This window comes from Curtobacterium sp. PhB170 (genome assembly GCF_003752345.1).
Lineage (GTDB): Bacteria > Actinomycetota > Actinomycetes > Actinomycetales > Microbacteriaceae > Curtobacterium.
On sequence record NZ_RJUM01000008.1, the window covers coordinates 389,321 to 412,350 of the forward strand.

Below are 23,030 nucleotides of genomic sequence, written 5' to 3' on the forward strand. Positions count from 1 at the left end.
AAGGAACGCCATGACACAGTCCACCGAACCCGTCTTCGTCAGCGCCGACACTGCAAGCGTCGAAGGCGACCCGGCACCGTACTTCCGGCGTGACTTCACGGTCGCCGAAGGACTCCGCCAAGCGACGCTCACGGTGTCTGCGCTGGGCATCGCTGAGACGTACGTCAACGGACACCGCGTTGGTGATGAAGTGCTCTTCCCAGGGTGGACGTCGTATCGGCACCGACTCGTCGCAAGACGCCACGACATCACCGGTCTCCTCACGAACGGCGAGAACGCGTTCGGCGCGATCGTCGGTGAAGGGTGGGCGGTCGGTGCTCTCACCTGGGAGAACCGGCGACACAACTACGCGGACCGGCCTGCCTTCTGGGCACGCCTCGAACTCGAGTACGACGATCACATCGACGTCATCGGAAGCGACGAGCAAGTCCTCGTGAGCACCGGAGCGGTGCACTCGAGCGGGATCTACGCTGGCGAACGCTACGACGCGCGCAGTGAACCGATCGGATGGTCGACAGCGGCGTTCGACGCTGCGAACTGGTGCGCCGCGCGAGCCTTCGACTGGGACACCAAGACGCTCGTCGAGGGCGGTGCACCCCCTATCCGGCGCATGGAGGAACTAGAGCCGGTTTCCGTGACCGAGCAGTCCGCTGGGCAGTGGATCGTCGACTTCGGGCAGAACATCTCCGGCTGGGTGCGACTGACGGTGAACGGGCAAAGCGGCGACACCGTCACGCTCCGTCACGCCGAACTGCTGAAGCCAGACGGCTCCCTTGAAACCGAGACCCTTCGCAGCGCGGCCGCGACCGACGAGTACATCCTCCGGGGCGGCACAGCGGAGACGTGGGAGCCACGTTTCACCTTCCACGGTTTCCGATACGTCGAGGTAACAGGATGGCCCGGGGTACCCACAGTCGCTGATCTGCGCGCCATTGTGGTGCACACGGACATGACTCGCACCGGCTGGTTCGAGGCATCAGACCCCCGCGTCACGAAGCTGCACGAGAACACCGTCTGGTCGATGCGCGACAACTTCGTCGGCGTACCGACGGACTGCCCGCAGCGTGACGAACGACTCGGATGGACGGGCGATCTGAACGCATTCACGCCCACCGCCACGTTCCTCTACGACGTCCGCGAGGTGCTCGGCTCCTGGCTGAAGGACCTCGCGGTTGAACAACAGGAGTCCGGGACCGTCCCGTGGAGCATCCCGGACGTCCTCCCGACACCGTCAACCGCTACCGCGCTGTGGAGTGACGTGGCGGTCAGCCTGCCGTGGGCCCTGTACCAGGAGTATGGGGAGTCGGAGATCCTCCGACGCAGTTACGAATCGATGACGGCCTTCGTCGACGAAGTCGAATCAGTACTCGACGACGACGGGCTCTGGGGCCACGGATTCCAGTTCGGTGACTGGCTCGACCCCGACGCTCCGTCCGACAACCCCGCCGGCGGAAAGACGGACCGGTACCTCGTCGCCCAGGCGTACCTCGCAAAGACGACGAAGGAGATGGCGCAAACTGCGGCAGTTCTCGGTGAGCATGCAGACGCTCAGCACTTCGACGAATTACACACACGTGTGCGGACGGCCTTCCGGCGTCACTTCGTGACCCCCGTCGGCCGCGTGGTGAGCGAATCGGCAACCGGATACGCCCTTCCCATCATGTTCGGACTGCTTGACGACGACCAGCAGCGCGTCGCTGGAGATCGGCTCGCAGCGATCATCAGTGAGTCGGGCGCCACGATCGCCACGGGATTCGCCGGCACCCCGCTCGTCACCGACGCGCTCAGCAGCACCGGACACGTCGACGTCGCCTACGACCTGCTGATGCAGACGAAGAGTCCCTCCTTCCTCTACCCCGTCCTCATGGGTGCGACCACGGTCTGGGAACGCTGGGACGCTGTGCTCGCCGACGGTACGGTCAACGCCACTGGCATGACGTCGCTCAACCATTACGCCCTCGGGGCCGTCGCCGACTGGCTTCACCGTGTCGTCGGCGGTCTCACCCGAACTGCGCCGGGCTGGCGGACATTCACGGTGGCCCCGCAGCCGGGTGGAGGACTCACATCCGCCCACGCCAAACACGACACGGTGCTCGGGCGGGTGGAAAGCCACTGGTACGTCGACGACGGTGACCTCGTACTGGAGGTTGTCGTACCCGATGGAGCCACCGCCACCGTCATCCCCCCGCTGCATCCAGAACAGCTCGCCGTCGATGTCGCTCCTGGTCGGCACTCATGGCGGTACGCGGCGCCGGCAGGGTTCGGCGAGAAGGCAGAGCTGACACTCGACTCCAGCGTCAAAGAGACCATGAAGGACGACGCCGTCTGGGCCGCTGTTCTCGACGTCCTCCGCTCGTACTTCCCGGGTGTGCCGGTCGAAGCCGCGGGTAGCCGCCTCGGCGATGCGCCGGTGCGCACCCTCGCGCAGCAGCACCCGAACTCATCGGCGATGGAACGGGACCTCGTCGCCGCCCTGTCGATCCACGACGTGTGATCTCCGACACGGTCACTGGGAGCGGAACGAAGACGTCATGCCAAGCGACGTCTTCTCACCTTCGGCAAGCGTGACCGCCACCTTAGCAGCGGGTGCACGGCCGCTGGTACCGCGCGTTACGCCAGATCAGTGCCACCTCTTGCTTTTAGACCCTGCACTGGCGATACTTCGGTAACGCGCGTTACTTGACCGCCTGCGTCACTCATCACAACAACGGAGTTCTGATATGTCCTCACCCGACGGCACCGCGCCGCACTCCTCAGCAAAGCCAAACGAGGTCCCACTCGGCATTCCGAGCGGACTCGAAATCGCTGCGGAGGGAGTTGGCGACGCGGTCCGCCACGGCGCCGACCCCCTGAAGAAGATCAGCGCGCGCTACATCATTGGTCTGGTCGTGGCGACACTCGCGCTGTACGTCGCGTGGGTGACCCCGATCGGCTACTCCCTCTCCATTCGGGTACAGCAGATCGATCCGGTCGGCAAAAACGGCGCGATCGCACTCGCCATCGCGATCCCGGGCATCATCGTCCTCTTCACCACCCCGCTCGCCGGGCTACTCAGCGATCGCACGAGATCCCGCTTCGGCCGCCGGCGCCCCTGGATCATCGGCGGGGTAATCGTGGGCTTGCTCGGATCGCTCATCGTCGGGTTCGCACCGTCCATCCCGCTCCTCATCGTCGGATGGTCCATCGCCTACGTCGGATACTCGACTGCCGGCGCAATGCTCCTGACGCACCAGAGCGACCTCATCCCCGAGGAACAGCGAGGGAAGGTCTCTGGCCTCACCGGTTCAGTTACGCAGATCGGCCCGATCGTCGGAATCCTGTTCGCTGGTGCGTTCGTGAAGATCCCCGTGATCATGTTCGCGGCTCCGGCGGCGTTCGCGCTCATCTTCGTTTTGATCTTCGCGGGCCTGATGAAGGACAAGCGATCGGTGAGCGAGCGCAAGCCCGTCGACATCAAGTCCATCGCGCGAGGGTTCTACTTCAACCCACGGAAGTTCCCCAACGTCGGCTGGGTATGGATCAGCCGAGCTCTGGTCTTCCTCGCACTGTCCTTCTCCACGACTTACGGCGTCTACCTCCTCGGGCAGCGTCTCGACATCACGCTCGCGGAGGCCGCCCCGATCCTTGCAACGTCGGGTCTCATCGGCATCGTCACGGCGATCGTCGGCGCCATCGCCAGCGGGTACCTCTCGGACCGATTCCACAGCCGAAAGCCGTTCTTGATCGCAAGTGCGTTCATTCTGGCCGCCGGAATGGTCGTGGTCGCCTTCACTCAGAGCGAGGGGCAGTTCCTCCTGGGCAGCGCGCTCAGCACGCTCGCCGTCGGTGTCTACGGCGCAGTCGATCAAGCGATTCAGCAGGACGTTCTGCCACGCGAGGAGAACGAAAACGGCCGGTTCATGAGCATTATCCAACTGGCGAACCAGGTGCCGCAGGCCGTCGGGCCGCTCGTCGCGGGAGGGATCATCGCACTCGCGACCGGCGATTACACCGCGGTGTACATCGTCGGTGGAATCGTCGGGATTCTTGGCGCGCTGGCCATCATCCCCATCTCGGTCGGTCGTCGAAGCACTGACTCCACAACGAGCATCCGAGCGCCAAAATAGTCGCCCGGACACCATCAAGCGAAGCCCTGACCTCTCAGCTCTGGAAGTGCAGCGAGCGGTGGCCCACGGATCCGTTGCATGCTGGCCCAACAGCGGAGACAACTCAGCTTCGCGCTTCTCGGAGAGGACAAGCCGATCATGGATGTTGAGCCCGGAGATGAGTAGCCGACGACCGCGCTGGCTGTCCGAGCAGGATCAGCCGCCAAAAGCTCCGACCATCTATGACGTCGCCGCCCTGGCATCGGTCTCCCACCAAACCGTATCGCGAGTGATCAACAAAACTGGGCACGTGCGACCGGTCACCCGGCATCGAGTTCTGGCGGCGATGTCATACCTCGGCTACGTCAAGAACGAGGCAGCAGCGGATCTCGCACGGAAACCTCACAGCGGCACCAGTCATGCCGACGCGACGAGCAGTCATTCCACTGTGGGCAACTAATCTTGACCACCGCCCGCATCAGAAGATTGTGATCGTGGTTGACCAACGTCAGTTCGGCGACATCGGAGGGTCGCTATCTTCGCGGGCGTATCGCGGCCCGAAGCTGCTGCTCAGTTGCGGCCATTATCTCGGACACCGTTTGCGTCTTCGGCGAAGTAGCCATCGTCAGAAACAGAACCGCCGACACCACGCGGGCGAGATTCATTGCTTCCGCCTCGGGGGTGACAGCAAACCGCTTGAGCTGGCCGCTGACCGCAATCTCCGTGTCACCGACGATTGCGAGCGCCGCGGCGTGGTTCTCTTCCGTGTGGTCCCCAAATGCCATTTCGCGAAGGTACGTCCGTCCATTATCGAACTGGGCACGGTTGCACTCGATAATGGGTGCGGTGATTGCCATCACCGCATCGAGCGCGGTGTCTGATTCCGCGGCGAGTCGCGTGCCGCGCTCGAGCGCAGCCTTGTAGTGGTGGTTCTGCACCATCAGCAACAGTTCGCCCTTCGTCTTCGCGTAAAGGAAGAGCGTGCCGGTGCCAATGTCCGCCGCATCAGCGATCTGCTGCGTTGTCACCTCATCGACGCCGCGCTCGGCAAACAGAGCCGACGCGGCCGCGGTGATGCGAGCGAGCTTGTCCTGCTTGTTGCGTTCGCGCCGGCCGGCTCCTGTCGATGGCACAGTCACGAGCGACCCTCCGGGAGTAGAAGACGACTACGCTCAGTGCTGAGCAGAGTCAGTAAGTGGCATGGGAAGAGATCCTACCGCCCTACTTTCCCACAGGCACCGAGGAGACCCCTCCCCGTCGTCGTCGACCCCTCGAGATGAGTCCGCTTATGCCCGCACCCTCCGCCCCTGACACCTCTTCACTCTCAGCCGCATCGAGCTGGTGCACTGGCTCGCTCGCACCCTGATGACGAGAAGCCGCGCAAATACCGATGGGACCCCGGGTGCCCTAGCCGCCGAGTACTACAGCCAGCGCGCCTCGCTCGAGCTGCTCATCACCGGGGGAACACAACCCTCCACAGATGGGCAGGGGTATCTCGACACCCCCGGTATCTTCACGCCGGAGCGCATCGCAGGGTGGCGCCGCGTGACCGAACGGGTGCACTGCGGTGCCGGGCACCTGTTCACCCAGCTGATGCACGTCGAATGCATGTCGCACCTGGGAAACACCCCGCATCACCGTCAGCCGATCATCCCGTCCGCAATCGAAGCGGGTGACCCCGGATCGATCTACTCCGGCGGCGCCCACGGCTACACCGACCACCCCGCGCTCACCCGCAGCTGACCCTGCGCACTATTGAAAGCAGCCTCCATGACCTCACTCAACGGCGCCGTCGTCCTCGTGACGGGCGCGAACGGTGGCATCGGCACCCACTTCGTCGCCGAAGCCCTGGCCCGGGGTGCGGCGAAGGTGTACGCCACCGCGCGCACCCCGCGCGCCTGGGATGATGAGCGCATCGTCGCACTGCAACTCGATGTCACCGACCCGACCTCCATCCAGGCTGCGGCTGATTCCGCCACCGACGTCACTGTCCTGGTCAACAACGCCGGTGCCAGCCCCTCGACGGCCAGCTTGATCGACATTGCCGAGTCCGAACTGCGGACCACAATGGAGATCAACTTCTTCGCCCCGGTCCTGCTCGCCCGCGCATTCACCCCAGCGCTGCTGAAGGCAGCGCACCCGATCCTGATCGACGTGCACTCCATCGGCAGCTGGCTTGGATATGGCGGCGCGTACAGTGCCGCGAAAGCCGCTCTCTGGGCCGCCACGAACGCCTTGCGCCTCGAACTCGCACCACGAGGCGTGCACGTCATCGGGGTGCACATGAGCTATGTCGACACCGCCATGGCGGCGCAGGCGCAGGGGCAGAAGCTGCAACCCGGCGATCTCGTCCGGCAGGTGTTCGACGCGTTGCAGGCTGGAGCTGTCGAGGTGATCGGTGACGAGCAGACCGCGAAGGTGAAGGCAGCTCTTGCAGGCCCCATCGAAGCGCTCTACCCAGAGCTGCCGCCCTTCGCCTGAGACGGAAGGGCGGCACTGCCGCCCTTCCGAGGTGGGCTCAGTCAGTGAGGAACTTCACCGCGACAGGGGCGAACTCCTCCCAGTACTGGAAGATGCCGCCGTGACCGGAGTTGGGGTAGATGATCAGCTCACTGTTCGCGATCCGGTTCCGCAGATCAGTCGACAGCACGGATGGCACCATGCGGTCGTGGTCACCGTTGGCGATGAGGGTCGGCTGCATGATCACGGACAGATCCGACGGCTGTGAGCGCCCGAACCGCTGGATCGCCTTCAACTGGGTGCCGAACGCCTTGTTGTTGATCTTCTTGTCGCGGTCGACCGTGCGCTCCTTGAGCCGTTCCACGAACGCCTTGCCGGCCTTCTTGCCGGGGACGTCTCGGTTGAAGAACAGGAACTCCTTCGGATCGGACCGGGTGAGGGCGGCGCGAAGGATGTCGTAGTAGGTGGCCCCGACGACCTTGTCCATGTCCTTGCCGCCGCGCGGGCCGGTCCCGGTGAGAACGAGTTTGCGGACCAGGGATGGATGCTTGACAGTCAGATCCTGCGCGATCATGCCTCCCATGGAGAAGGAGAAGACGTCGATCTTGTCGTAGCCGAGGGCGGTGATGAACGCATAGGCGTCGTCCGCTGCCTGTTCGAGGGTGGATGGGACGGCGCCACTGGAGGCGCCGACTCCGAGCTGATCGAAGGTGATCACGTGGCGCTGCTTGGCGATCGGGTCGACGAGCCGTGGGTCCCAGTTGTCCAGGGTCGCAGCAAGGTGGGTGAAGAACACCACCGGAATGCCGCCCTCGGGTCCAAGCTCCCGGTAGGCGAACGTGTCGCCGCCGGTGGTGATGGTCTTCGCGGGCGCGTTCGCGTACGAGGTGATCACGGGTTCGGTCGGAGTGCTCATGACGACGGGGCTTTCTTCGTTGGGATCAAGAGAGAGTGCGGTCTCGATGTCGGATGCTGGCTAAGAGAGTGTGACGACGGCCTTGCCGCGGATACTCGTCTTCCCGAGCGACGACAGTGCAGCCGGAATCTGTTCGAACGGGAATGTCGCGCCGACGACAGGGCGGATGATCCCGCGCTCGATGAGGTCGGTCATCTTCTGCAGCTGCGCACCGTCGGCTCGCATGAACAGGAACTCGTACGTCACGCCGAGCTTCACTGCCTGGGCGCGCACCTTGCGGCTCAGCCCAGCGACGACGAGCTTCACGACCGGATTCAGGTGGGCTTCCTTCGCGAACGCAGGATCGGGCGCACCGTTGATACTGACGGCCTTCCCACCGGGCTTGAGAACGCGAAGCGACTTGGCGACATTTTCGCCGCCGAGACTGTCGAGGACGAAGTCGTAGCCGGAGAGTTCCTGTTCGAAGTCGTGGCTGCGGTAGTCGATGACCACATCGGCGCCGAGTTGGCGGACGAAATCGGCGTTGGCTGCAGAGGCCGTCGTGGCGACGTGGGCACCGAGGTGCTTCGCGAGCTGGATGGCAATTGTGCCCACACCGCCAGAACCGGCGTGGATGAGGACTTTCTGCCCGGGCTGGACGTTGCCGCGCTCCACGAGTGCCTGCCATGCGGTCAGCGCGACGAGCGGCAACGATCCGGCCTCGATCGTGGTGATCGTCGTCGGCGTGAGTGCGAGGTCGGCTTCGTCGATGGCGATACGTTCGGCGAACGCGCCGATGCGGTGGTCCCTCGGGCGTGAGTACACCTGATCGCCCGGCTTGAAATGGCTGACCTTGCCTCCTACCCGGATCACAGTCCCTGCGACGTCGTGGCCGAGAGTGGTCGGTAGCTTGTAGGGCAGGATCGGCTTGAACTCGCCCTCCCGGATCTTCTCGTCGAGCTGATTGAGCCCTGCGGCTTCGACCGTGACGAGGACGTCGCGTTCGCCGACGGTGGGCTCGGGGATGTCTCGGAGTTCAAGGGGCTGCTTGTACTTGGTCAGGACGAACGCCTGCATGATGTCTTCCATCTCTGTCGGTAGGGGCGATGAATACGGACGGGCGGTCAGCGGGTAAGGAACTGACGGATGGTGTCGGTGACGGCCGTGGGGTGTTGAAACACCACACCGTGTCCAGAGTCCGGAAAGGTGGCCAAGGAGCTGTCCGGCAGGAGTGCGTGCAAGGCGTGTGCGTTGACGACGGGGACCATCCGGTCTTCTTCGCCGTGGATCAGCAGTGTTGGGGAGGACCACAACGGCGCCGACGGCGCCGCCGCGTCCCCCCAACGGTTCACGGCGCGAAGTTGCGCCCGGAATACCGCTGGCGTGACGGAACTGTCCCGGTTCCTGTTCCGCTCGGTCAGCCGCCGGAGATACGCGGAAGCAGCGGCGCGGCCAGCGGCACTGCGGGTGAAGAACAGCAGCTGCTTCGGGTCCCGGCGCGTCAACGCGGCCCGTACGGTGCTACGGATCGCGACCCCGGTCATCGCCTTCAGCCCCGGGCCGTGCTGCGGTCCCGTGCCAGCAAGGACCACCCGCTCGACCAGCTCGGGTGCTTGGCCGAGCAGGGCCTGAGCGACCATGCCGCCCATCGACAACCCAAACAGATCGATCCGTTCGTACTCGAGTGCCCCGAGCACAGCGATCACATCGGCAGCCATAGCGTCGAAGGTGTCCGCTACCACTCCGGCGGATGCGCCGACGCCGCGGTAGTCGATGGCGATGAGACGACGGTCCAGCGCCAGAGCATCCACGACGGCAGGGTCCCAGCTGTCCAGATTCGCACCGAGATGCGTCAGGAGTACGAGCGGGACTTCGGAGTGCGCTCCGTACTCACGAACCGCGAACTGTGTCCCGGCTGCTGCCATGGTTCTCGTCGGTACATCGCGCCAGGGCCCCTTACTGAGCCTCATGGATGAGTCCTCTCGACCTTTCGAAACGTCGGAAACCCCGAGTAGACTCAAGTTTGAGTCAACTCAGTTATCTTGTCAAGGAGATGTTGTGGCACTACAAGAGAAATCAGTAGGGCGGCGCGAACGGGCCAAGACCGACAAGTGCGACCGCATCATGCGGGCGGCGCGTGAGATGTTCGCGGAGCGTGGCGTGAGCGGTGTGACGACGCAGCAGGTCGCGGATCGCGCCGACGTAGCGATCGGCACCTTGTACCTCTACGCGGCGACGAAGGCGGAACTGTTGATCATGGTGCAGAACGACAAGTTTGCAGACGCCGTAGAGCAGGGCCTCGCTGCGCCCGAGCCTGTGGGGCAGACGTGTCGTGTGATGGCGGTGCTGATGCCCGTTGTGCAGTGCGTCCGCGAGCAGGTTGAGAACGGCCGTACGTACCTCCACGAGCTTGTCTTCGGAGATCCCGACGAGCCCCACCGGCGCACCGGCCTGATGCTCTCCGGCCGTTTGGAGGCGGGCGTCGCGCGCCGTCTCGAAGGCAGTGGTGTACCCGCTGAGGACGCGGAAGTGCTTGCTCGCGTCGTCACCGCGATCGTGCACGTCAGCACCACCGCCACGGTCTTCGCGCAGCGTTCCCTCGACGAGGTCCTTGCCGACATCCGCAGTCAGGTCGACGCCTGCCTGCCTTGTACCACCGCAGCGAAAACCGCCGCGTAAGCGAACCCGGAAGGAAGGGCACCATGAGCACTCACTACGACCTCGTCATCCTCGGAGCTGGACCAGGGGGCTACGTGGCCGCGATCCGCGCCGCGCAACTCGGTATGCAGGTCGGCGTCATCGAGAGCCGTTACTGGGGAGGGGTGTGCCTGAACGTGGGCTGCATCCCCTCGAAGGCGCTGCTGCGCAACGCCGAGCTGGCGCAGACCGTCACACGCCAAGCAGACGTCTTCGGCATCTCCGGCACCGTCCAGTTCGACTACGGCGTCGCGTTCGATCGCAGCCGGCGCGTAGCCAACGGCCGCGTGAAGGGCGTGCACTACCTGATGAAGAAGAACGGCATCGCCGAGATCGACGGATACGGTGTGTTCCGCGATGCCCAGACCATCGACGTCCAACTCACCGGCGGCGGCGCGGAAACGGTGACGTTCGACGATGCGATCATCGCCACGGGATCCACCGTCCGCAGCCTCCCAGGCGTCGAACTGAGCAGCAACGTCGTCACCTACGAAACCCAGATCCTCGAGCGCGAGCTGCCCGCTTCTGTGATCGTCATCGGCGCCGGTGCCATCGGCATGGAGTTCGCGTACGTGCTCCGCAACTACGGCGTCGACGTCACGATCATCGAGTTCCTGGACCGGGCCCTCCCCAACGAGGACCCGGAGGTGTCGAAGGAGATCACCCGGCAGTACAAGAAGCTCGGCATCGACATCCTGACCTCCTCCCGCGTCGACACCGTCACCGATTCCGGCAGGAGCGTCGACGTCTCCTACGTCGACGCGGCCGGGGCGACTGACGTGATCACAGCAGACCGTGTGCTGATGTCCGTCGGCTTCGCCCCGAACGTTCTCGGATTCGGCCTCGAGGCCACCGGCGTACAGCTCACCACACGCGGCGCGATCGCGATCGACGACTTCATGCGAACGAACGTCCCTCACATCTACGCGATCGGCGATGTGACCGCAAAACTGCAACTCGCCCATGTCGCGGAGGCGCAAGGCATCGTCGCAGCAGAGACGATCGCTGGCGCGGAGACCCTGCCGCTCGGCGACTACCGGATGATGCCGCGCGCCACCTTCACGCAGCCGCAGGTCGCATCCTTCGGCCTCACTGAACAGCAAGCTCGCGACGACGGCCACGAGATCATCGTCGCAAAGTTCCCCTTCACCGCGAACGGGAAAGCGCAGGGCCTCGGCGAGCCGAGCGGGTTCGTAAAACTCATCGCCGACGCCGCCCACGGCGAACTCCTCGGCGCACACATGATCGGTGCCGACGTCGCAGAGTTGCTGCCCGAACTCACGCTCGCGCAGAAGTGGGACCTCACGGCCGCGGAGCTTGCCCGCAACGTGCACACCCACCCGACACTCGGAGAAGCGCTCCAAGAAGCGTTCCACGGACTGACCGGCCACATGATCAACCTCTGAGCCGGTTGCGTGGCCTGTCGCATCGCGCGCGGTCGCACATGAAACGAGGGTGGACGCGATCGCGTCCACCCTCGTAGCTCCCGGCCGCCGAACGGTGCGGCCGAGAAGTCGTTACTTCAGCTGCTCCGGCGTTCCCGGAGCCGGCGTGCCAGCGACCATCTCAGGATCTTCGGCGAGGTCCTGCAGCGTGCCGCCGGTGGCAACGACCTTCGCGGACTCCTCCGGGACGCGCAGCCAACGAACGGAGATGCCAGCGAGGACGTAGAGCGCGGCGAAGATGATCGTCACACCGCCAGCTCCGAGCGGTGCGAGGAAGATCGCAACGATCAGCGGTCCGACGAACGTCGCAGCGCCGGCACCCAGGTTGAGCACTGCAATGGAGTTGCCCTTCTGCCCCGGTGCCATGAGGGACATGAGCACGGAGATCGGTGTGAAGCCGGCCAACGTCACACCGAAGAACGCAGCGCACAGCACGGACACCCAGTACTCGTCGGTGGCCTGTGGGATGAAGTAGAACGCGAGGACCGCGACCGCCGACCCGATGCAGCCGAACCACCGCAGCGTGCGGTGCCACCCAAGCCGGTCGGAGAGCACTCCGAAGAACAGGTTCGCAAAGATGTTCGCCGCCCCGAGGACGAAGACCAGCTGCAGCCAGCCGGCGGTTCCGAAGCCGAGGTCCTTCGCGAAGATCGTCGGGAAGAAGACGAACAGACCGAACTGCGGCGCGGTGTTCACGATCCGCACGAGGCAGCCGAGGCCGACACGCGGGCTGGTGAAGGCGATGGCGACGGAGTTCACGATGCTGCGTCCCGTGGTGACCTCTGGTCGGGCGAGTCGGTTCCCTCCCTTGGCGCCCCGCAGTCCGACGAGCGAGACGACGGCCCCGAGCGCCACCAGGACCAACGAGATCCAGAGGGTCAGGTACTCGCCGATGAGCGGCTCGGTACCGCTCGCGAGCAGGGATCCGAGCGTGGGAAGGCCGCCGGTGAAGGCGAAGTAGAACCAGCCCACTGCCGATCCGAGCCGGTGTGCGGGACTGCCCGCGAGGACCCAGACGAGGAATCCGTAGGCGAAGAACGGGTAGCCGATACCGCGGAGGCCGTAGATGACCAGCATCAGCCAGTAGTTCTGGGTGGGGAGTGCCACGGCGAGGAAGAGCACCTCGAGTGCGGCCCAGGTGACGGCGCCGATGATCATCACGCGTCGGGGGCCCCAGACGTCGGACAAGGCTCCGGACAACCAAGAGCCGATGGTGACGACGGCGCCGTACACGGAGATGATGATGGCGGCGTTCGTCTCGGTGCCCGCGCCGTTGTTCGCGAGGAACGGCGCGATGTAGCCCGATTCGACGCCGTCGCCGATCATGAAGAGGAGCAGGCCGACGAAGCCCCAGACGAGCGGGCGGGGAAGTCCGAGTCGGTCGATGAAGCCGGTCGAGGCCGGGCCGCTGGTACGGATGTGCGTGGTGGACATGGCGGGTTTCTTCCGTGAGGGCAGCGTCACTGCTGCGGGAGGAGATGCACCTTGCGGGCAGATTCGGACTTCGCTGCCTCGAGCGCGGCGGCGTAGTCGTCGAGCCCGAAGGTGTGGGTGACGGTGCGGGGGGCGAGGTCGTCGAGGGTGACGATCTCGGTGACCGCGTCGGGGTAGGAGGTAGCGAGGGACTGCGAGCCAACGATGGAGAGTTCGCGGTCGAACAGGTCGTACGGGCGGAGATCGATGGTGGCGGTGGGGCTGACCACGCCCATCTGCAGGAGCGTGCCGCGCTTCGCGAGTCGGGTCAGAGCGTCGGAGACCGCCGCCGGGTGTCCGGAGGCTTCGATCACGAGGTCGATGTCCTGCACGCCGGAGTTCGTACCAGGCGCCCCAGCGGAGTCCGCACCGAAATCGATCGCGGCGTCGCGACGGACGGGGCTCGGTTCGATGATCTCGATGCTCTTCGCGCCACGCGCCTTCGCAACCGCGAGAGCGAGCAGTCCGATGGAGCCGGCTCCGTAGATGAGGACTCGCTGGCCTTCGATCGGCTTGATGCGCCCGAACGCGTGCAGCACGCATGCGAGTGGTTCAATGAGGGCGCCAGTTGCCCAATCGACCCCTTCGGGCAGCTTGAAGACGACCTTTTCGGGCACGGCGACGAACTCGGCGCACGCGCCGTTGACGGTCACGCCGATCGGGTCCAAGTTCTCGCACAGGTTCGTCGCGCCGGCGAGGCACTCTTCGCAGTGGCCACAGTTCACGTTCGGGTCGACCGACACGCGGTCGCCGATGGCGAACTTCGTGACCTCAGCACCAGTGGCTGTGACGGTACCGGCGAACTCGTGCCCGGGGACGACGGGGAACGTGCCGGTGGGGTAGTCGCCGGAGGCAAGGTGGATGTCGGTACCGCAGATGCCGACTGCCTCGGGGGCGATGACGACATCGTTCGGGCCGGGCGTCGGCGCGGGGATGTCCGCGATTTCTATCGAGCCTGTGCCGTCGAGCACTACTGCGCGCATCTTCGTTGATCCTCTCGGGAGTCGCGTCGCGGATGCGTTGCACCCGCCGTTTCAGGGCGTTCTCCCGGAGACTGCTACGTCGTTGGGCGAGCCGCTGACACACAGTACGACGAGATTGCTGCTTGTGTCTATACGCGTTGGACTGTCTAGACAAAAATCGTTGCAGGTCACATGATGGGAGCCATGCCTTCACTCGCTGACGAGCCCTCTACGGAGACCGGTTCCCTGTTCCTCCAGCCCGACCGCAACCTGGCCCTCGAGCTCGTGCGTGCGACGGAGGCCGCCGCGATCCGTGCGCAGCCGTGGGTCGGGCGTGGTGAGAAGAACCTCGCCGACGGTGCCGCGGTCGACGCGATGCGCAAGTTCCTCGGCACGGTGAACTTCGACGGCGTCGTCGTCATCGGTGAGGGCGAGAAGGACAACGCCCCGATGCTCTACAACGGCGAGCACGTCGGCAACGGTCACGGCCCGGCCTGCGACATCGCGGTCGACCCGATCGACGGCACCTCGCTCACCGCCGCCGGCCGTCAGAACGCCATCTCCGTCATGGCCGTCTCGGACCGCGGTTCGATGTACGACCCCTCCGCCGTGTTCTACATGGACAAGATCGCCGCCGGCCCCGAGGGCCGCGGGGTCCTGGACCTCGAGAAGCCGATCGGTGAGAACATCCGCGCGCTGGCGAAGGCCAAGGGCAAGGACCTCGAGGACATGGTCGTGGCCGTGCTCGACCGTCCCCGTCACGACGAGTTGATCCGCGCGATCCGTGCGACCGGTGCCGGGACGCGTCTGCTGCTCGACGGTGACGTCGCCGGTGGCATCGCCGCGGCGCTGCCCGGCTCGACGATCGACATGTGCGTCGGCGTCGGTGGCACCCCCGAGGGCATCATCACGGCGTGCGCGATCAAGGCACTCGGCGGCGTGATCCTCGGCAAGCTCCAGCCCAAGGACGACGAAGAGCGCGAGCGCGCCATCGCCGCGGGCCACGACCTGGACAAGGTCCTCGACCAGGACGACCTGGTCACGGGTGACAACACGTTCTTCGTCGCCACCGGCGTCACCGACGGCGTGCTGGTCGATGGTGTCCGTCGCTCGCGCGGCGTGATCCACACCGACTCGCTCGTGCTCCGGTCGCGCTCGAACACCATCCGCCGGATCCAGGCGGACCACCGTGCGGAGAAGTGGTTCTAGCTCTCAATACTGGCGAGTCCGATCAACCGTGACTCGTCGGGGGCCGCGCCTCCGTGGTGTCCGGCGCGGCCCCCACCCCACATCCGTTCGAAGGAGAACGCGCGATGACCAACGAGTCCATGACCGCCAGCGCCGCAGTGCCGACGGGTCGAGGGCTGCTCGACCGGCTCGGCCTGCCCGCCCCACTCGCGCTCGGGTTCCTCGGCGTCCTGCTGTTCATGATCGGGGACGGAGTCGAGTCGAACTACCTGTCGCCGTTTCTCGTGGACACAGAAGGCTTCAGCGAGTCCGCTGCCGCGGTGACGATCAGCGCCTACGGCATCTTCGTCACCGTCGGATCGTGGCTTTCTGGCACCCTCTCCTCTGTCCTGGGCCCCCGCAAGGTGATGATCATCGGCGCCGCGACTTGGGTCGTCTTCGAGGCGCTGTTCCTGACCGTCGGCGTCGGTGCTGACGTGCGCTGGGTAGCCGTCGTCGCGTACTCGATTCGCGGCATCGGGTACCCGTTCTTTGCCTACGCGTTCCTGGTGTGGATCAACACCGCGACCCGACCGGAGCAGCGCGGAAGCTCCGTGGGCTGGTTCTGGTTCGTATTCGGAGCTGGACTGCCAACGCTCGGATCGCTGCTGGCCAGTTGGACGATTCCGGTCATCGGTGAAGTCGGCACCTTCTGGCTTGCGACGGGCCTCGTGGTCCTCGGGGCACTCACCGCCATCCTCGGCGTCCGAGACCGACAGCACGCCGGACCCGCGCGCAACGGCGACAGCGCGATCGCTGAGCTTGCCAAGGGACTCACGATCATCTGGCGTCAGCCACGGGTCAGTGTCGGAGCACTCGTACGGCTCATCAACACGGCGCCGAACTTCGCGCTCTTCGTCGTCGCGCCGTTCTTCTTCACTGAACAGATCGGTTTCACGCAGTCTCAGTACCTGCAGATCGTGACGATCGTCTACACGGCGAACATCTTCGCCAACCTCTTCTTCGGAGTCCTCGGCGACCGGTTTGGGTGGCAACGCACAGTGCTTTGGTTCGGGTGTGTCATGAGCGCGGTCGGGGCCGCCTCGCTGTACATCGTGCCGGTGCTGGTTGGCCCGAACTTCTGGCTCACCGTCCTGTGCTGGGCGATTCTCGGAATCGGTCTGGCCGGCTTCGTACCTCTCACGGCCTTGGTCCCCTCGTTCGTCCCGGCGGAAGATCGCGGGAGCGCGCTCGCTGTGTACACGCTCGCGGCAGGCCTCTCGGCGTTCATCGGCCCGGTCCTTGTCGGTGTCCTCGGCGGAGCAGCAAACGTTCCCATCCTCATCGGCACCTTCGTGGCTATGTACGTCGTCGGGGCGCTGCTGTGTCTCGCGCTCCGAAGCGAGGAAGATCCCCGCAACCTCCGGATCGCGGCTGCGGACAGGCACGGTGACCTGCCCTAGGGACGGGGCATCACCGGGCGCTCTCGTGGCTGGTGTCGGCGCGCATCACGGTATCGGCGTCGACTACCCAGTCCAGCGCGGCCGCCGCGAGCATCGCTGCGCCGACGGCTGCGACTTCCGGCTCGTGCACGATCTGCATCCGCCGTCCGCTGACCTGTTCCTTGATCGCGAGCCAGCCGGGCGCACGTGACCATCCACCGGCCACGTACACGTGCCCTGGTGCGGGCATCAGCGCGGTGACTTCGTCGATCGCATCGGCGCCGACCCGCGCGAGGGCGCCGAGTACTGCCGCCGCCCTCGATGTCGCCTTCGCGGGAGCTCCGACGGAGTACTTCGGTCGGCCTCCGCCGCGATCGCCCGCGACGAACACGTCCGAGTCCACATACCCGTCCGGCTTCCTTCGACCGCTCGCAATGAGTCGCAGTTCCGACGCAACCTCTGGGTCGAGCGACGCCCATTCGACGTTCCGGGTGAACTCCTCGACCGACAGGAGTGAGGTGCCGGTGTTCCGGATCCCGGGCGCGACGTCGACTCCTGTGGTTCGGTTCACCTGCTCCGGCGCCTGCGCCACGACGACTTCCGCGGTTCCCATGGAGTCGAGTACTGCTCCTTGGTCTAGCCGGTCCACTGCCCACCCGCCGATCGGATGGTCGTGGCCGCCAGCGATCGCGAGTGCGCCTGGGGCAAGCACTCCGGCCTCGTCCAAGCGCCTCGACAGGATCGGTCCGACGGCCTCACCTGCGGTGAGGACCTTCGGCAGGAGCGTCGGATCCCGCAGCGTGCTCTCCACTCGCGCCAGCACCCATGAGCGAGTTCTTCCGTCCCAGGCTGCGGTCCGCGCCGCGATCGAGTCGCTCATGAAGGCGGTGCCGGACCAAGCGCTGGCTGCGTAGTCAGTGAGTGATACCCAGCCTGCTGCGGATTCGAGCTGTCCTTGCTCACGGGCCCAGAGCCAACCGACGAGCGTTCTTGCGGCATCGTCGCCGACGCCGACTCCGTCAGCTGCAGCGAGCTGCGGGGCGACGGCGGTGAACAGCCTGGCTCGTCGTGGATCGAACCAGGCGAGCGCCGACGCCGTTGGGCGCAGTTGTGCGTCGACGGGGATGCCGTCCTCGCCGACACCGACGGCGCAGACCGCATGAACGGCGAACTCTGTCCCGCAGACCTCGAGGAGCATGTCCTCGATGAGCCGAAGCAATTGCTGCGCGTCGATGGACAGATCGGTGTCGTCGCGCGGGGTCTGTCGCTGGGCTCGGCTGACGACTCGACTGTCAGCACCCAGACCGACGACCTTCGTGTTGGTACTGCCGATGTCGACCCCGCAGACGATCGGACCCCGGTGTGCGCGCTTCACGAGCGTCATTCTGTCCCATGAGCGGGACCGCAACAGCCCGATGTGGACAATTCGCTGGACTGTACATATGGACTAGACAATCTGTACCAACCTGCCTACCATGGACGGGAACCCAGGCGGTTCGGCCGAGACGGATCTCCGTCGCAGCGACGCGATGACGCAATCATCCGCGCCGCCGCGAGCGCCCCTTGGAAGCCGCCGAGACCACCGAAGCGCTCCGAAAACACGGCGACTTGCACGTCGCGACGCCGTCGGTGCAGGCCGAAAGGAACCCTCTTGCCTCTTGTCAGCGGTATCGACGTCATCAACGAGTGCACTTCACGCGGGCTCGTCGCCGGCGCGTTCAACACCACGAACATCGAAACGACGATGGGGATCGTCGCAGCGATCGAGAAGGTCGGCGTTCCGACGTTCATCCAGGTCGCTCCGACCAACGCGGCGCTGTCAGGGTTCGAGTACATCTACGACATGGTCAGCCGCCGGTTGGCAGAGTGCGACGTCCCGGTGGCGCTGCACCTCGACCACGGGAAGTCGCTCGATGCTGTGAGGGATGCGCTTGCGGCGGACTTCACCTCGATCATGATCGACTACTCCGAGTACGACTACGACGAGAACGTGCGCGTCTCGAAGATCGCACGAGAGCTGACGCCGTCGTCGCTCGCTCTCGAAGCAGAGCTCGGCAGCATCGGCGGCAAGGAGGACGACGTCGCTCCCGAGTTCGCGGCACACACCGACCCCCAGCAGGCCGCCGAGTTCGTCGCCGCGACCGGGTGCGACATGCTCGCGGTATCGGTCGGGAACCAGCACGGGTACGTCCCGAACGCCGCGATCGACTTCGAGCTGCTCGCCGCCGTCCGCGACGCCAGCCCGGTCCCGCTCGTCATCCACGGCGGTTCCGGACTGCCCGATGAGCAGCTCGCGCAGCTACACGAGTACAACGTCGTGAAGGTCAACGTTGCCAGCGATCTCCGGAACGCGATGATCCGCTCGTTCGGCGAGGCCTACAACGCCAACCCGAAGGAGGCGTCGCTCATCCGAGTCTCCACGGACGCGGTCGCCGCCATCACCCACGTAGTCGAGAAGCGTATCCGCACGCTGAACCCATCCGTCGCCTGACCTGTCACCGCGTTCAGCGCCGAACCGAAGGACCTCACCCCGTGCTCCCTACCATCACGGTCGACATCGGCACGACCAGCATCAAGCTGTGCCTGTTCGACGACGTGGGCGGCGTCGTCGTCTCGACGAAGCACCCGACGCCGACGACCCGGGACGCTTGGGGAGAGGTCTACCAGGTGGAGGCGCTGCTGCAGCAGATCGCCGACTTCGTCCGCGGCCTCGACGATGCGGCACGACGTTCGGTGCGTCGCATCGCGATCGCCGGTGTGGGAGAGTCCGGCGGGCTGGTCCGCCCCGATGGGTCGTTGGCATCGCCGATGATCCTCTGGCACGACCACCGTGGAGCGGACTGGCTCGAGGACTTCGATGTCTTCAGCCGCGATCGCGTGTACGCGATCACTGGACTCCCGGTGAACCCGAACTACGGCATCTCGAAAGTGGCGTGGGCCGTGGACAACGCTGGCTCGGGGGCTGCTGATGCGCAGTGGTTGAACGTGGCGGAGTTCGTAGCGGCCGAACTGACCGGCGAACGATGGTCGGAGTTCTCCCTCGCCAGCAGGACGATGGCGCTCGATCTCGCGGCCAGGACGTGGTCGGCCGAGATGTGCGACTTCTTCGATCTGGACGTCAGCCGGTTCCCCGACCTCCGCACCGCTTCCGAAGGCACGACGCTCTCGCCCGTTCGGGCCGCGGAGCTCAGACTGGACGCCTCTGTCATGGTCCACGTCGCCGGCCACGATCACATGGTCGGTGCCGTCGGCGCCGACCTTGAACACAACGAGCTGCTGAATTCGACCGGGACGACCGAGGGCTTGCTGTTCCTGACCGACGCACCGACTCTCGGTCCGGCAGCAGGACGCGCGAAGCTCGCGAACGGAATCTCTTGCACCGGGTCCGACTACACGCTGTTCGCCTCGATCCCGACTGGTGGCTCGGCGTTCGCGACGTTGCAGGGACTGCTCGGTCGTTCCGCATCGGAACTCGCTGACAGCATCTCCGGCATCCACCAGGAGTACGTCGCCGGCGACGTGGCGCTCGACCGCGTGCCCGTGATCCTCCCGCAGTTCCGCGGGAGCCCCCCGCCGACGAAGAACGCTCGAACACGCGGCGCGATCGCCGGGCTGCAGACCGACACGACCGCCAACGAACTCATCCTGGGCTGCTTCCTCGGGATGGCACTGCAGTTCTCCGACGTGCTCGACCTCTTCCCAGTCACGGCGAGCCGCGTGAAGGTGATCGGGCCCGCAGGCGGGAACCCGCTCTGGCAGCAGCTGAAGGCGGACCTCCTCGGCACACCGCTCACAGCCTCCCGATTCCCGGAGGTCGTCTCCCGCGGCGCGCAAGCCCTCGCCTCCGACCAGCGGCTCAGTTGGCAGGACAGCGATCCGGAAGATGTGGACGTCGACACGGCTCGACGCGAGGCACTCGCTCAATGGCGAGCAACGATCCAGCCCCAGTGGGACTACCTCAAGGGTCTCCCCGCATGAGGCTGTTCGAACCGTCTGAGACAACTTCCGTAACCCAAAGGAGGTCGACGATGCTGATCGCAGGAATCGACTCATCCACGCAGATGTGCAAGGTCACTGTTCGAGACGCTGCGACCGGCAACCGTGTGCGGGAAGGGAAGGCGTCACACCCGTCCGGCACGATCGTCCACCCGGATCGGTGGTGGCAGGCGCTGCTCACAGCGGTTGAGCGTGCAGGCGGACTCGAAGACGTGCAAGCGATCGCGGTGAGCGGTCAACAGCACACTCCGGTCTTCCTCGACGAGGACGGCGAGGTCGTCTGCGATTCACCGCTCTGGAACGACACCGGTTCCCACGGCCAGATGGTCAGCCTGAACGAGGAACTCGGTCGAGACACGTGGATCCGCCGAACGGGCCTGCCGCTCACGCTCTCGGACACCGTCGTGAAGCTCCGCTGGCTGCGAGACACGGACCCGGCGGCAGCCGAGCGAACTGCCGCGGTGGCGATCGTCCCCGACTGGCTCACCTGGCGCCTCCTGGGGTACGGAAGCGGGCACGGCGGCCTGGATGCTCTCGTCACCGATCGATCGGACGCCGCGGCAACCGCGTACTGGTCGCCGGAGACCGGTGAGTACTGCATGGACCTCGTCGAGCATGCGTTCGGCAAGACCGTGACCCTTCCGAAGATCCTCGGACCGCTCGACCGCGCCGGTGTGACCGGTGGAGGTATCCCCGGCATCCCCGCAGGAATCGTCGTGGGCGCTGGCAGCGGTGACAACGGAGCCGCAGCCCTCGCGCTCGACGTCAGCGCCGGCGACACCGTGCTCTCTCTCGGAACCTCCGGGGTCGTCTACACGCAGTCCGAAACGCCGATCCACGACTACGCCGGATACGTCTGCAACTACGCGGACGCCACTGGCAAGTTCCAACCGCTCGTTGCGACCCTGAACGCCGGCCGGAACTTCGAACTCGGCGCCGCACTGCTCGGCTGCTCGTTCGACGAACTCTCGGACCTTGCGCTCTCTGCCCCGGCAGGTGCGAACGGTCTGACCCTGTTGCCGTACTTCGAAGGAGAGCGGACTCCGGATCTGCCCCACGCGAGAGCCTCACTGCATCAAGCGTCCCTGACCAACTTCAACCGTCCGAACTTCGCGCGGGCCATCATCGAAGGAACCCTTGCGAGCCAGGTCGAGATGCTTGAAGCGTTGGAGCGGTGCGGCATCGTCACGGAACGCGTCGTCCTCATCGGTGGTGCTGCGCAAAGTGAGGCGGTTCAGCACATCCTGACGCAGATGGTCGACGTACCTGTTGTCGTCCCCGATCCCGAGGAGTACGTCGCCAAGGGGGCGGCGATGCAGGCGCTTGCTGCGCTGCAAGGGGCGTTCCCGGTCTGGTCGACGAACGGCGACGAACTCGCCCCGCTGCGAACCGAAACGCAGATCTCGCAGCAGCATGACGCTGCGAAGGTGGCGATGGGGTACTTCGAGAAGACGGCGGCGCGATCCTCGCAACCTGCAGTCCAATAGCTGAGATCGGTCGGGAGCGGAGCACCGTGCGGTGGCTGTACGGGTTGTCCGTATGAGATGGTCATACCGTCTACGTGGTGGTGTCATGCCGCCCCGGGTGCGATGCGAGGAGAGCCAGGATGAGCGAGCAACAGGCCATTGACCGGCAGTCGCCTGTGCCGTACTACGAACAGCTCGCTGATGTGCTCCAGGTCCGCGTGGAGACCGGGGCGATCGCTGTGGGGGACCGTTTGCCGAGCGAACTGGACCTCTCCGCTGAGTACGGAATCGCCCGCGCGACCGTCCGGCAGGCCCTGCAGCTCCTTGAGAGTCGAGGACTAGCCCAGCGTGTCCCGAATCGAGGTGTCTTCGCGTCGCGGCCGTCGTCCGACCGTGGATGGATGATCCAGAACACCGAAGGGTTCCTTGAGAACGCGGTCGGACGACAGAACCGCGCCGTGACCACCACCGTCCTGCGATCGGGGAGAGCGAAGCTGCCGGACTTCGTCGCCGCCTTGCTCGAAGTCGCGGTCGGAGTCGAGGGATTCGAACTCGTCCGCCTTCGCCACCTGGACGGTGTCCCTGCCGTGTACAGCGTCAACTACAGTCCGCCAAGCGTCGCCCCGATCGTCGGCGATTCGGAAGCCGTGCTCAACGGAACTGGGTCCCTCTCCGAGCTGCTGACGCGTGCCGGCTACCCACTCCGCGGCGCGCACCGCACGATCCGTGCGCGGGCCGCGACTGCTGAAGTCGCTGAAGCTCTGGAAGTCGTGCGCGGCGAGCCGGTCATCTGCGTGCAATCCACGTCCTGGACGAAGAACGAAGAACGCTTCGACGTGTACGAGACATGGGTGCGAACCGACGTCGTCCCGCTCGAGGTGAACGTCAGCTCGGTCGACATCCCCGGCCATTGAGCTGTGAACGGTGACTGCTGGGCGCCGG

The 23,030-nt window shown here is 65.5% G+C and carries 20 protein-coding genes; 13 read left to right on the plus strand and 7 right to left on the minus strand.

Annotated elements, in window-relative coordinates:
- Positions 1-10 precede the first annotated feature (10 nt).
- The 3 genes from EDF40_RS02395 to EDF40_RS02405 all read left to right on the plus strand — a co-directional run bounded on the left by EDF40_RS02395 (position 11) and on the right by EDF40_RS02405 (position 4,545).
- On the plus strand, positions 11-2,494 hold the full coding sequence (locus EDF40_RS02395) for an alpha-L-rhamnosidase (protein ID WP_123340202.1): 2,484 nt from the start codon (positions 11-13) through the stop codon (positions 2,492-2,494).
- 226 nt (positions 2,495-2,720) lie between these two features.
- Complete coding sequence (locus EDF40_RS02400) at positions 2,721-4,106, plus strand: MFS transporter (RefSeq protein WP_123340203.1); 1,386 nt, start codon at positions 2,721-2,723, stop codon at positions 4,104-4,106.
- A 157-nt stretch (positions 4,107-4,263) separates the two neighbouring features.
- Positions 4,264-4,545: a LacI family DNA-binding transcriptional regulator gene (locus tag EDF40_RS02405; protein WP_123340263.1), complete on the plus strand. Its 282-nt coding sequence runs from the start codon at positions 4,264-4,266 to the stop codon at positions 4,543-4,545.
- Positions 4,546-4,618: 73 nt separating this feature from the next.
- On the opposite strand, the gene EDF40_RS02410 is transcribed toward EDF40_RS02405, so the two are convergent.
- Positions 4,619-5,224, minus strand: a complete 606-nt coding sequence (locus tag EDF40_RS02410; protein ID WP_123340204.1) for a TetR/AcrR family transcriptional regulator — start codon at positions 5,222-5,224, stop codon at positions 4,619-4,621.
- Between the two features lie 202 nt (positions 5,225-5,426).
- Here EDF40_RS02410 and EDF40_RS02415 point away from each other — a divergent pair, with 202 nt between their 5' ends.
- Together EDF40_RS02415 and EDF40_RS02420 are read left to right on the plus strand one after the other, a co-directional pair.
- The gene (locus EDF40_RS02415; protein WP_260213303.1) at positions 5,427-5,828 is read left to right on the plus strand and encodes a hypothetical protein; all 402 of its coding nucleotides are present in this window, start codon (positions 5,427-5,429) and stop codon (positions 5,826-5,828) included.
- A 27-nt stretch (positions 5,829-5,855) separates the two neighbouring features.
- Positions 5,856-6,566, plus strand: coding sequence for an SDR family oxidoreductase (locus EDF40_RS02420; RefSeq protein ID WP_123340205.1), 711 nt, complete (start codon positions 5,856-5,858; stop codon positions 6,564-6,566).
- Positions 6,567-6,603: 37 nt separating this feature from the next.
- On the opposite strand, the gene EDF40_RS02425 is transcribed toward EDF40_RS02420, so the two are convergent.
- Genes EDF40_RS02425 through EDF40_RS02435 form a run of 3 tightly spaced genes read right to left on the minus strand, consistent with a single transcriptional unit; the run spans position 6,604 to position 9,365 of the window.
- On the minus strand, positions 6,604-7,461 hold the full coding sequence (locus EDF40_RS02425) for an alpha/beta fold hydrolase (protein ID WP_123340206.1): 858 nt from the start codon (positions 7,459-7,461) through the stop codon (positions 6,604-6,606).
- A gap of 60 nt (positions 7,462-7,521) precedes the next feature.
- The gene (locus EDF40_RS02430; protein WP_123340265.1) at positions 7,522-8,517 is read right to left on the minus strand and encodes an NADP-dependent oxidoreductase; all 996 of its coding nucleotides are present in this window, start codon (positions 8,515-8,517) and stop codon (positions 7,522-7,524) included.
- Between the two features lie 47 nt (positions 8,518-8,564).
- Positions 8,565-9,365, minus strand: coding sequence for an alpha/beta fold hydrolase (locus EDF40_RS02435; RefSeq protein WP_185002682.1), 801 nt, complete (start codon positions 9,363-9,365; stop codon positions 8,565-8,567).
- Between the two features lie 133 nt (positions 9,366-9,498).
- Between EDF40_RS02435 and EDF40_RS02440 the strand changes: the two genes are divergently transcribed.
- Both EDF40_RS02440 and lpdA read left to right on the plus strand, forming a co-directional pair.
- On the plus strand, positions 9,499-10,119 hold the full coding sequence (locus EDF40_RS02440; RefSeq protein WP_185002685.1) for a TetR/AcrR family transcriptional regulator: 621 nt from the start codon (positions 9,499-9,501) through the stop codon (positions 10,117-10,119).
- A 23-nt stretch (positions 10,120-10,142) separates the two neighbouring features.
- The gene (gene lpdA / locus EDF40_RS02445; protein WP_123340209.1) at positions 10,143-11,543 is read left to right on the plus strand and encodes a dihydrolipoyl dehydrogenase; all 1,401 of its coding nucleotides are present in this window, start codon (positions 10,143-10,145) and stop codon (positions 11,541-11,543) included.
- A gap of 111 nt (positions 11,544-11,654) precedes the next feature.
- On the opposite strand, the gene EDF40_RS02450 is transcribed toward lpdA, so the two are convergent.
- A complete protein-coding gene (locus tag EDF40_RS02450) occupies positions 11,655-13,016 on the minus strand; it encodes an MFS transporter (RefSeq protein WP_123293783.1) in 1,362 nt (453 codons plus the stop codon).
- Between the two features lie 26 nt (positions 13,017-13,042).
- On the minus strand, positions 13,043-14,038 hold the full coding sequence (locus EDF40_RS02455) for an alcohol dehydrogenase catalytic domain-containing protein (protein ID WP_123293784.1): 996 nt from the start codon (positions 14,036-14,038) through the stop codon (positions 13,043-13,045).
- Positions 14,039-14,212: 174 nt separating this feature from the next.
- On the opposite strand from EDF40_RS02455, the gene glpX reads away from it, so the two are divergent.
- Complete coding sequence (gene glpX, locus EDF40_RS02460) at positions 14,213-15,226, plus strand: class II fructose-bisphosphatase (RefSeq protein ID WP_395861609.1); 1,014 nt, start codon at positions 14,213-14,215, stop codon at positions 15,224-15,226.
- A 104-nt stretch (positions 15,227-15,330) separates the two neighbouring features.
- Positions 15,331-16,647 (plus strand): MFS transporter, encoded by a 1,317-nt coding sequence (locus tag EDF40_RS02465; protein WP_123293785.1) that lies wholly within the window; start codon positions 15,331-15,333, stop codon positions 16,645-16,647.
- Between the two features lie 10 nt (positions 16,648-16,657).
- On the opposite strand, the gene EDF40_RS02470 is transcribed toward EDF40_RS02465, so the two are convergent.
- Entirely contained in the window at positions 16,658-18,010 is a 1,353-nt protein-coding gene (locus tag EDF40_RS02470; RefSeq protein ID WP_123293786.1) for an FGGY family carbohydrate kinase, read from the minus strand.
- 267 nt (positions 18,011-18,277) lie between these two features.
- On the opposite strand from EDF40_RS02470, the gene EDF40_RS02475 reads away from it, so the two are divergent.
- The 4 genes from EDF40_RS02475 to EDF40_RS02490 all read left to right on the plus strand — a co-directional run bounded on the left by EDF40_RS02475 (position 18,278) and on the right by EDF40_RS02490 (position 23,002).
- Positions 18,278-19,117: a class II fructose-bisphosphate aldolase gene (locus EDF40_RS02475; protein WP_123293787.1), complete on the plus strand. Its 840-nt coding sequence runs from the start codon at positions 18,278-18,280 to the stop codon at positions 19,115-19,117.
- Positions 19,118-19,158: 41 nt separating this feature from the next.
- Positions 19,159-20,604, plus strand: coding sequence for an L-fuculokinase (locus tag EDF40_RS02480; protein ID WP_123340210.1), 1,446 nt, complete (start codon positions 19,159-19,161; stop codon positions 20,602-20,604).
- Complete coding sequence (locus EDF40_RS02485; RefSeq protein WP_243648831.1) at positions 20,601-22,109, plus strand: FGGY family carbohydrate kinase; 1,509 nt, start codon at positions 20,601-20,603, stop codon at positions 22,107-22,109. The genes EDF40_RS02480 and EDF40_RS02485 overlap by 4 nt, the downstream gene beginning before the upstream one ends.
- Positions 22,110-22,228: 119 nt before the next feature.
- Positions 22,229-23,002, plus strand: coding sequence for a GntR family transcriptional regulator (locus EDF40_RS02490; RefSeq protein ID WP_123340211.1), 774 nt, complete (start codon positions 22,229-22,231; stop codon positions 23,000-23,002).
- Positions 23,003-23,030: the final 28 nt, after the last annotated feature.

Coding starts and splice junctions, on each gene's coding strand:
- EDF40_RS02430 (WP_123340265.1), bottom strand. CDS start 8,517: ATGCAGGCGTTCGTCCTGACCAAGTACAAGCAGCCCCTTGAACTCCGA.
- EDF40_RS02400 (WP_123340203.1), top strand. CDS start 2,721: ATGTCCTCACCCGACGGCACCGCGCCGCACTCCTCAGCAAAGCCAAAC.
- EDF40_RS02420 (WP_123340205.1), top strand. CDS start 5,856: ATGACCTCACTCAACGGCGCCGTCGTCCTCGTGACGGGCGCGAACGGT.
- EDF40_RS02455 (WP_123293784.1), bottom strand. CDS start 14,038: ATGCGCGCAGTAGTGCTCGACGGCACAGGCTCGATAGAAATCGCGGAC.
- EDF40_RS02470 (WP_123293786.1), bottom strand. CDS start 18,010: ATGACGCTCGTGAAGCGCGCACACCGGGGTCCGATCGTCTGCGGGGTC.
- EDF40_RS02465 (WP_123293785.1), top strand. CDS start 15,331: ATGACCAACGAGTCCATGACCGCCAGCGCCGCAGTGCCGACGGGTCGA.
- glpX (WP_395861609.1), top strand. CDS start 14,213: ATGGGAGCCATGCCTTCACTCGCTGACGAGCCCTCTACGGAGACCGGT.
- EDF40_RS02405 (WP_123340263.1), top strand. CDS start 4,264: ATGAGTAGCCGACGACCGCGCTGGCTGTCCGAGCAGGATCAGCCGCCA.
- EDF40_RS02395 (WP_123340202.1), top strand. CDS start 11: ATGACACAGTCCACCGAACCCGTCTTCGTCAGCGCCGACACTGCAAGC.
- EDF40_RS02485 (WP_243648831.1), top strand. CDS start 20,601: ATGAGGCTGTTCGAACCGTCTGAGACAACTTCCGTAACCCAAAGGAGG.
- EDF40_RS02435 (WP_185002682.1), bottom strand. CDS start 9,365: ATGGCAGCAGCCGGGACACAGTTCGCGGTTCGTGAGTACGGAGCGCAC.
- EDF40_RS02490 (WP_123340211.1), top strand. CDS start 22,229: ATGAGCGAGCAACAGGCCATTGACCGGCAGTCGCCTGTGCCGTACTAC.
- EDF40_RS02450 (WP_123293783.1), bottom strand. CDS start 13,016: ATGTCCACCACGCACATCCGTACCAGCGGCCCGGCCTCGACCGGCTTC.
- lpdA (WP_123340209.1), top strand. CDS start 10,143: ATGAGCACTCACTACGACCTCGTCATCCTCGGAGCTGGACCAGGGGGC.
- EDF40_RS02425 (WP_123340206.1), bottom strand. CDS start 7,461: ATGAGCACTCCGACCGAACCCGTGATCACCTCGTACGCGAACGCGCCC.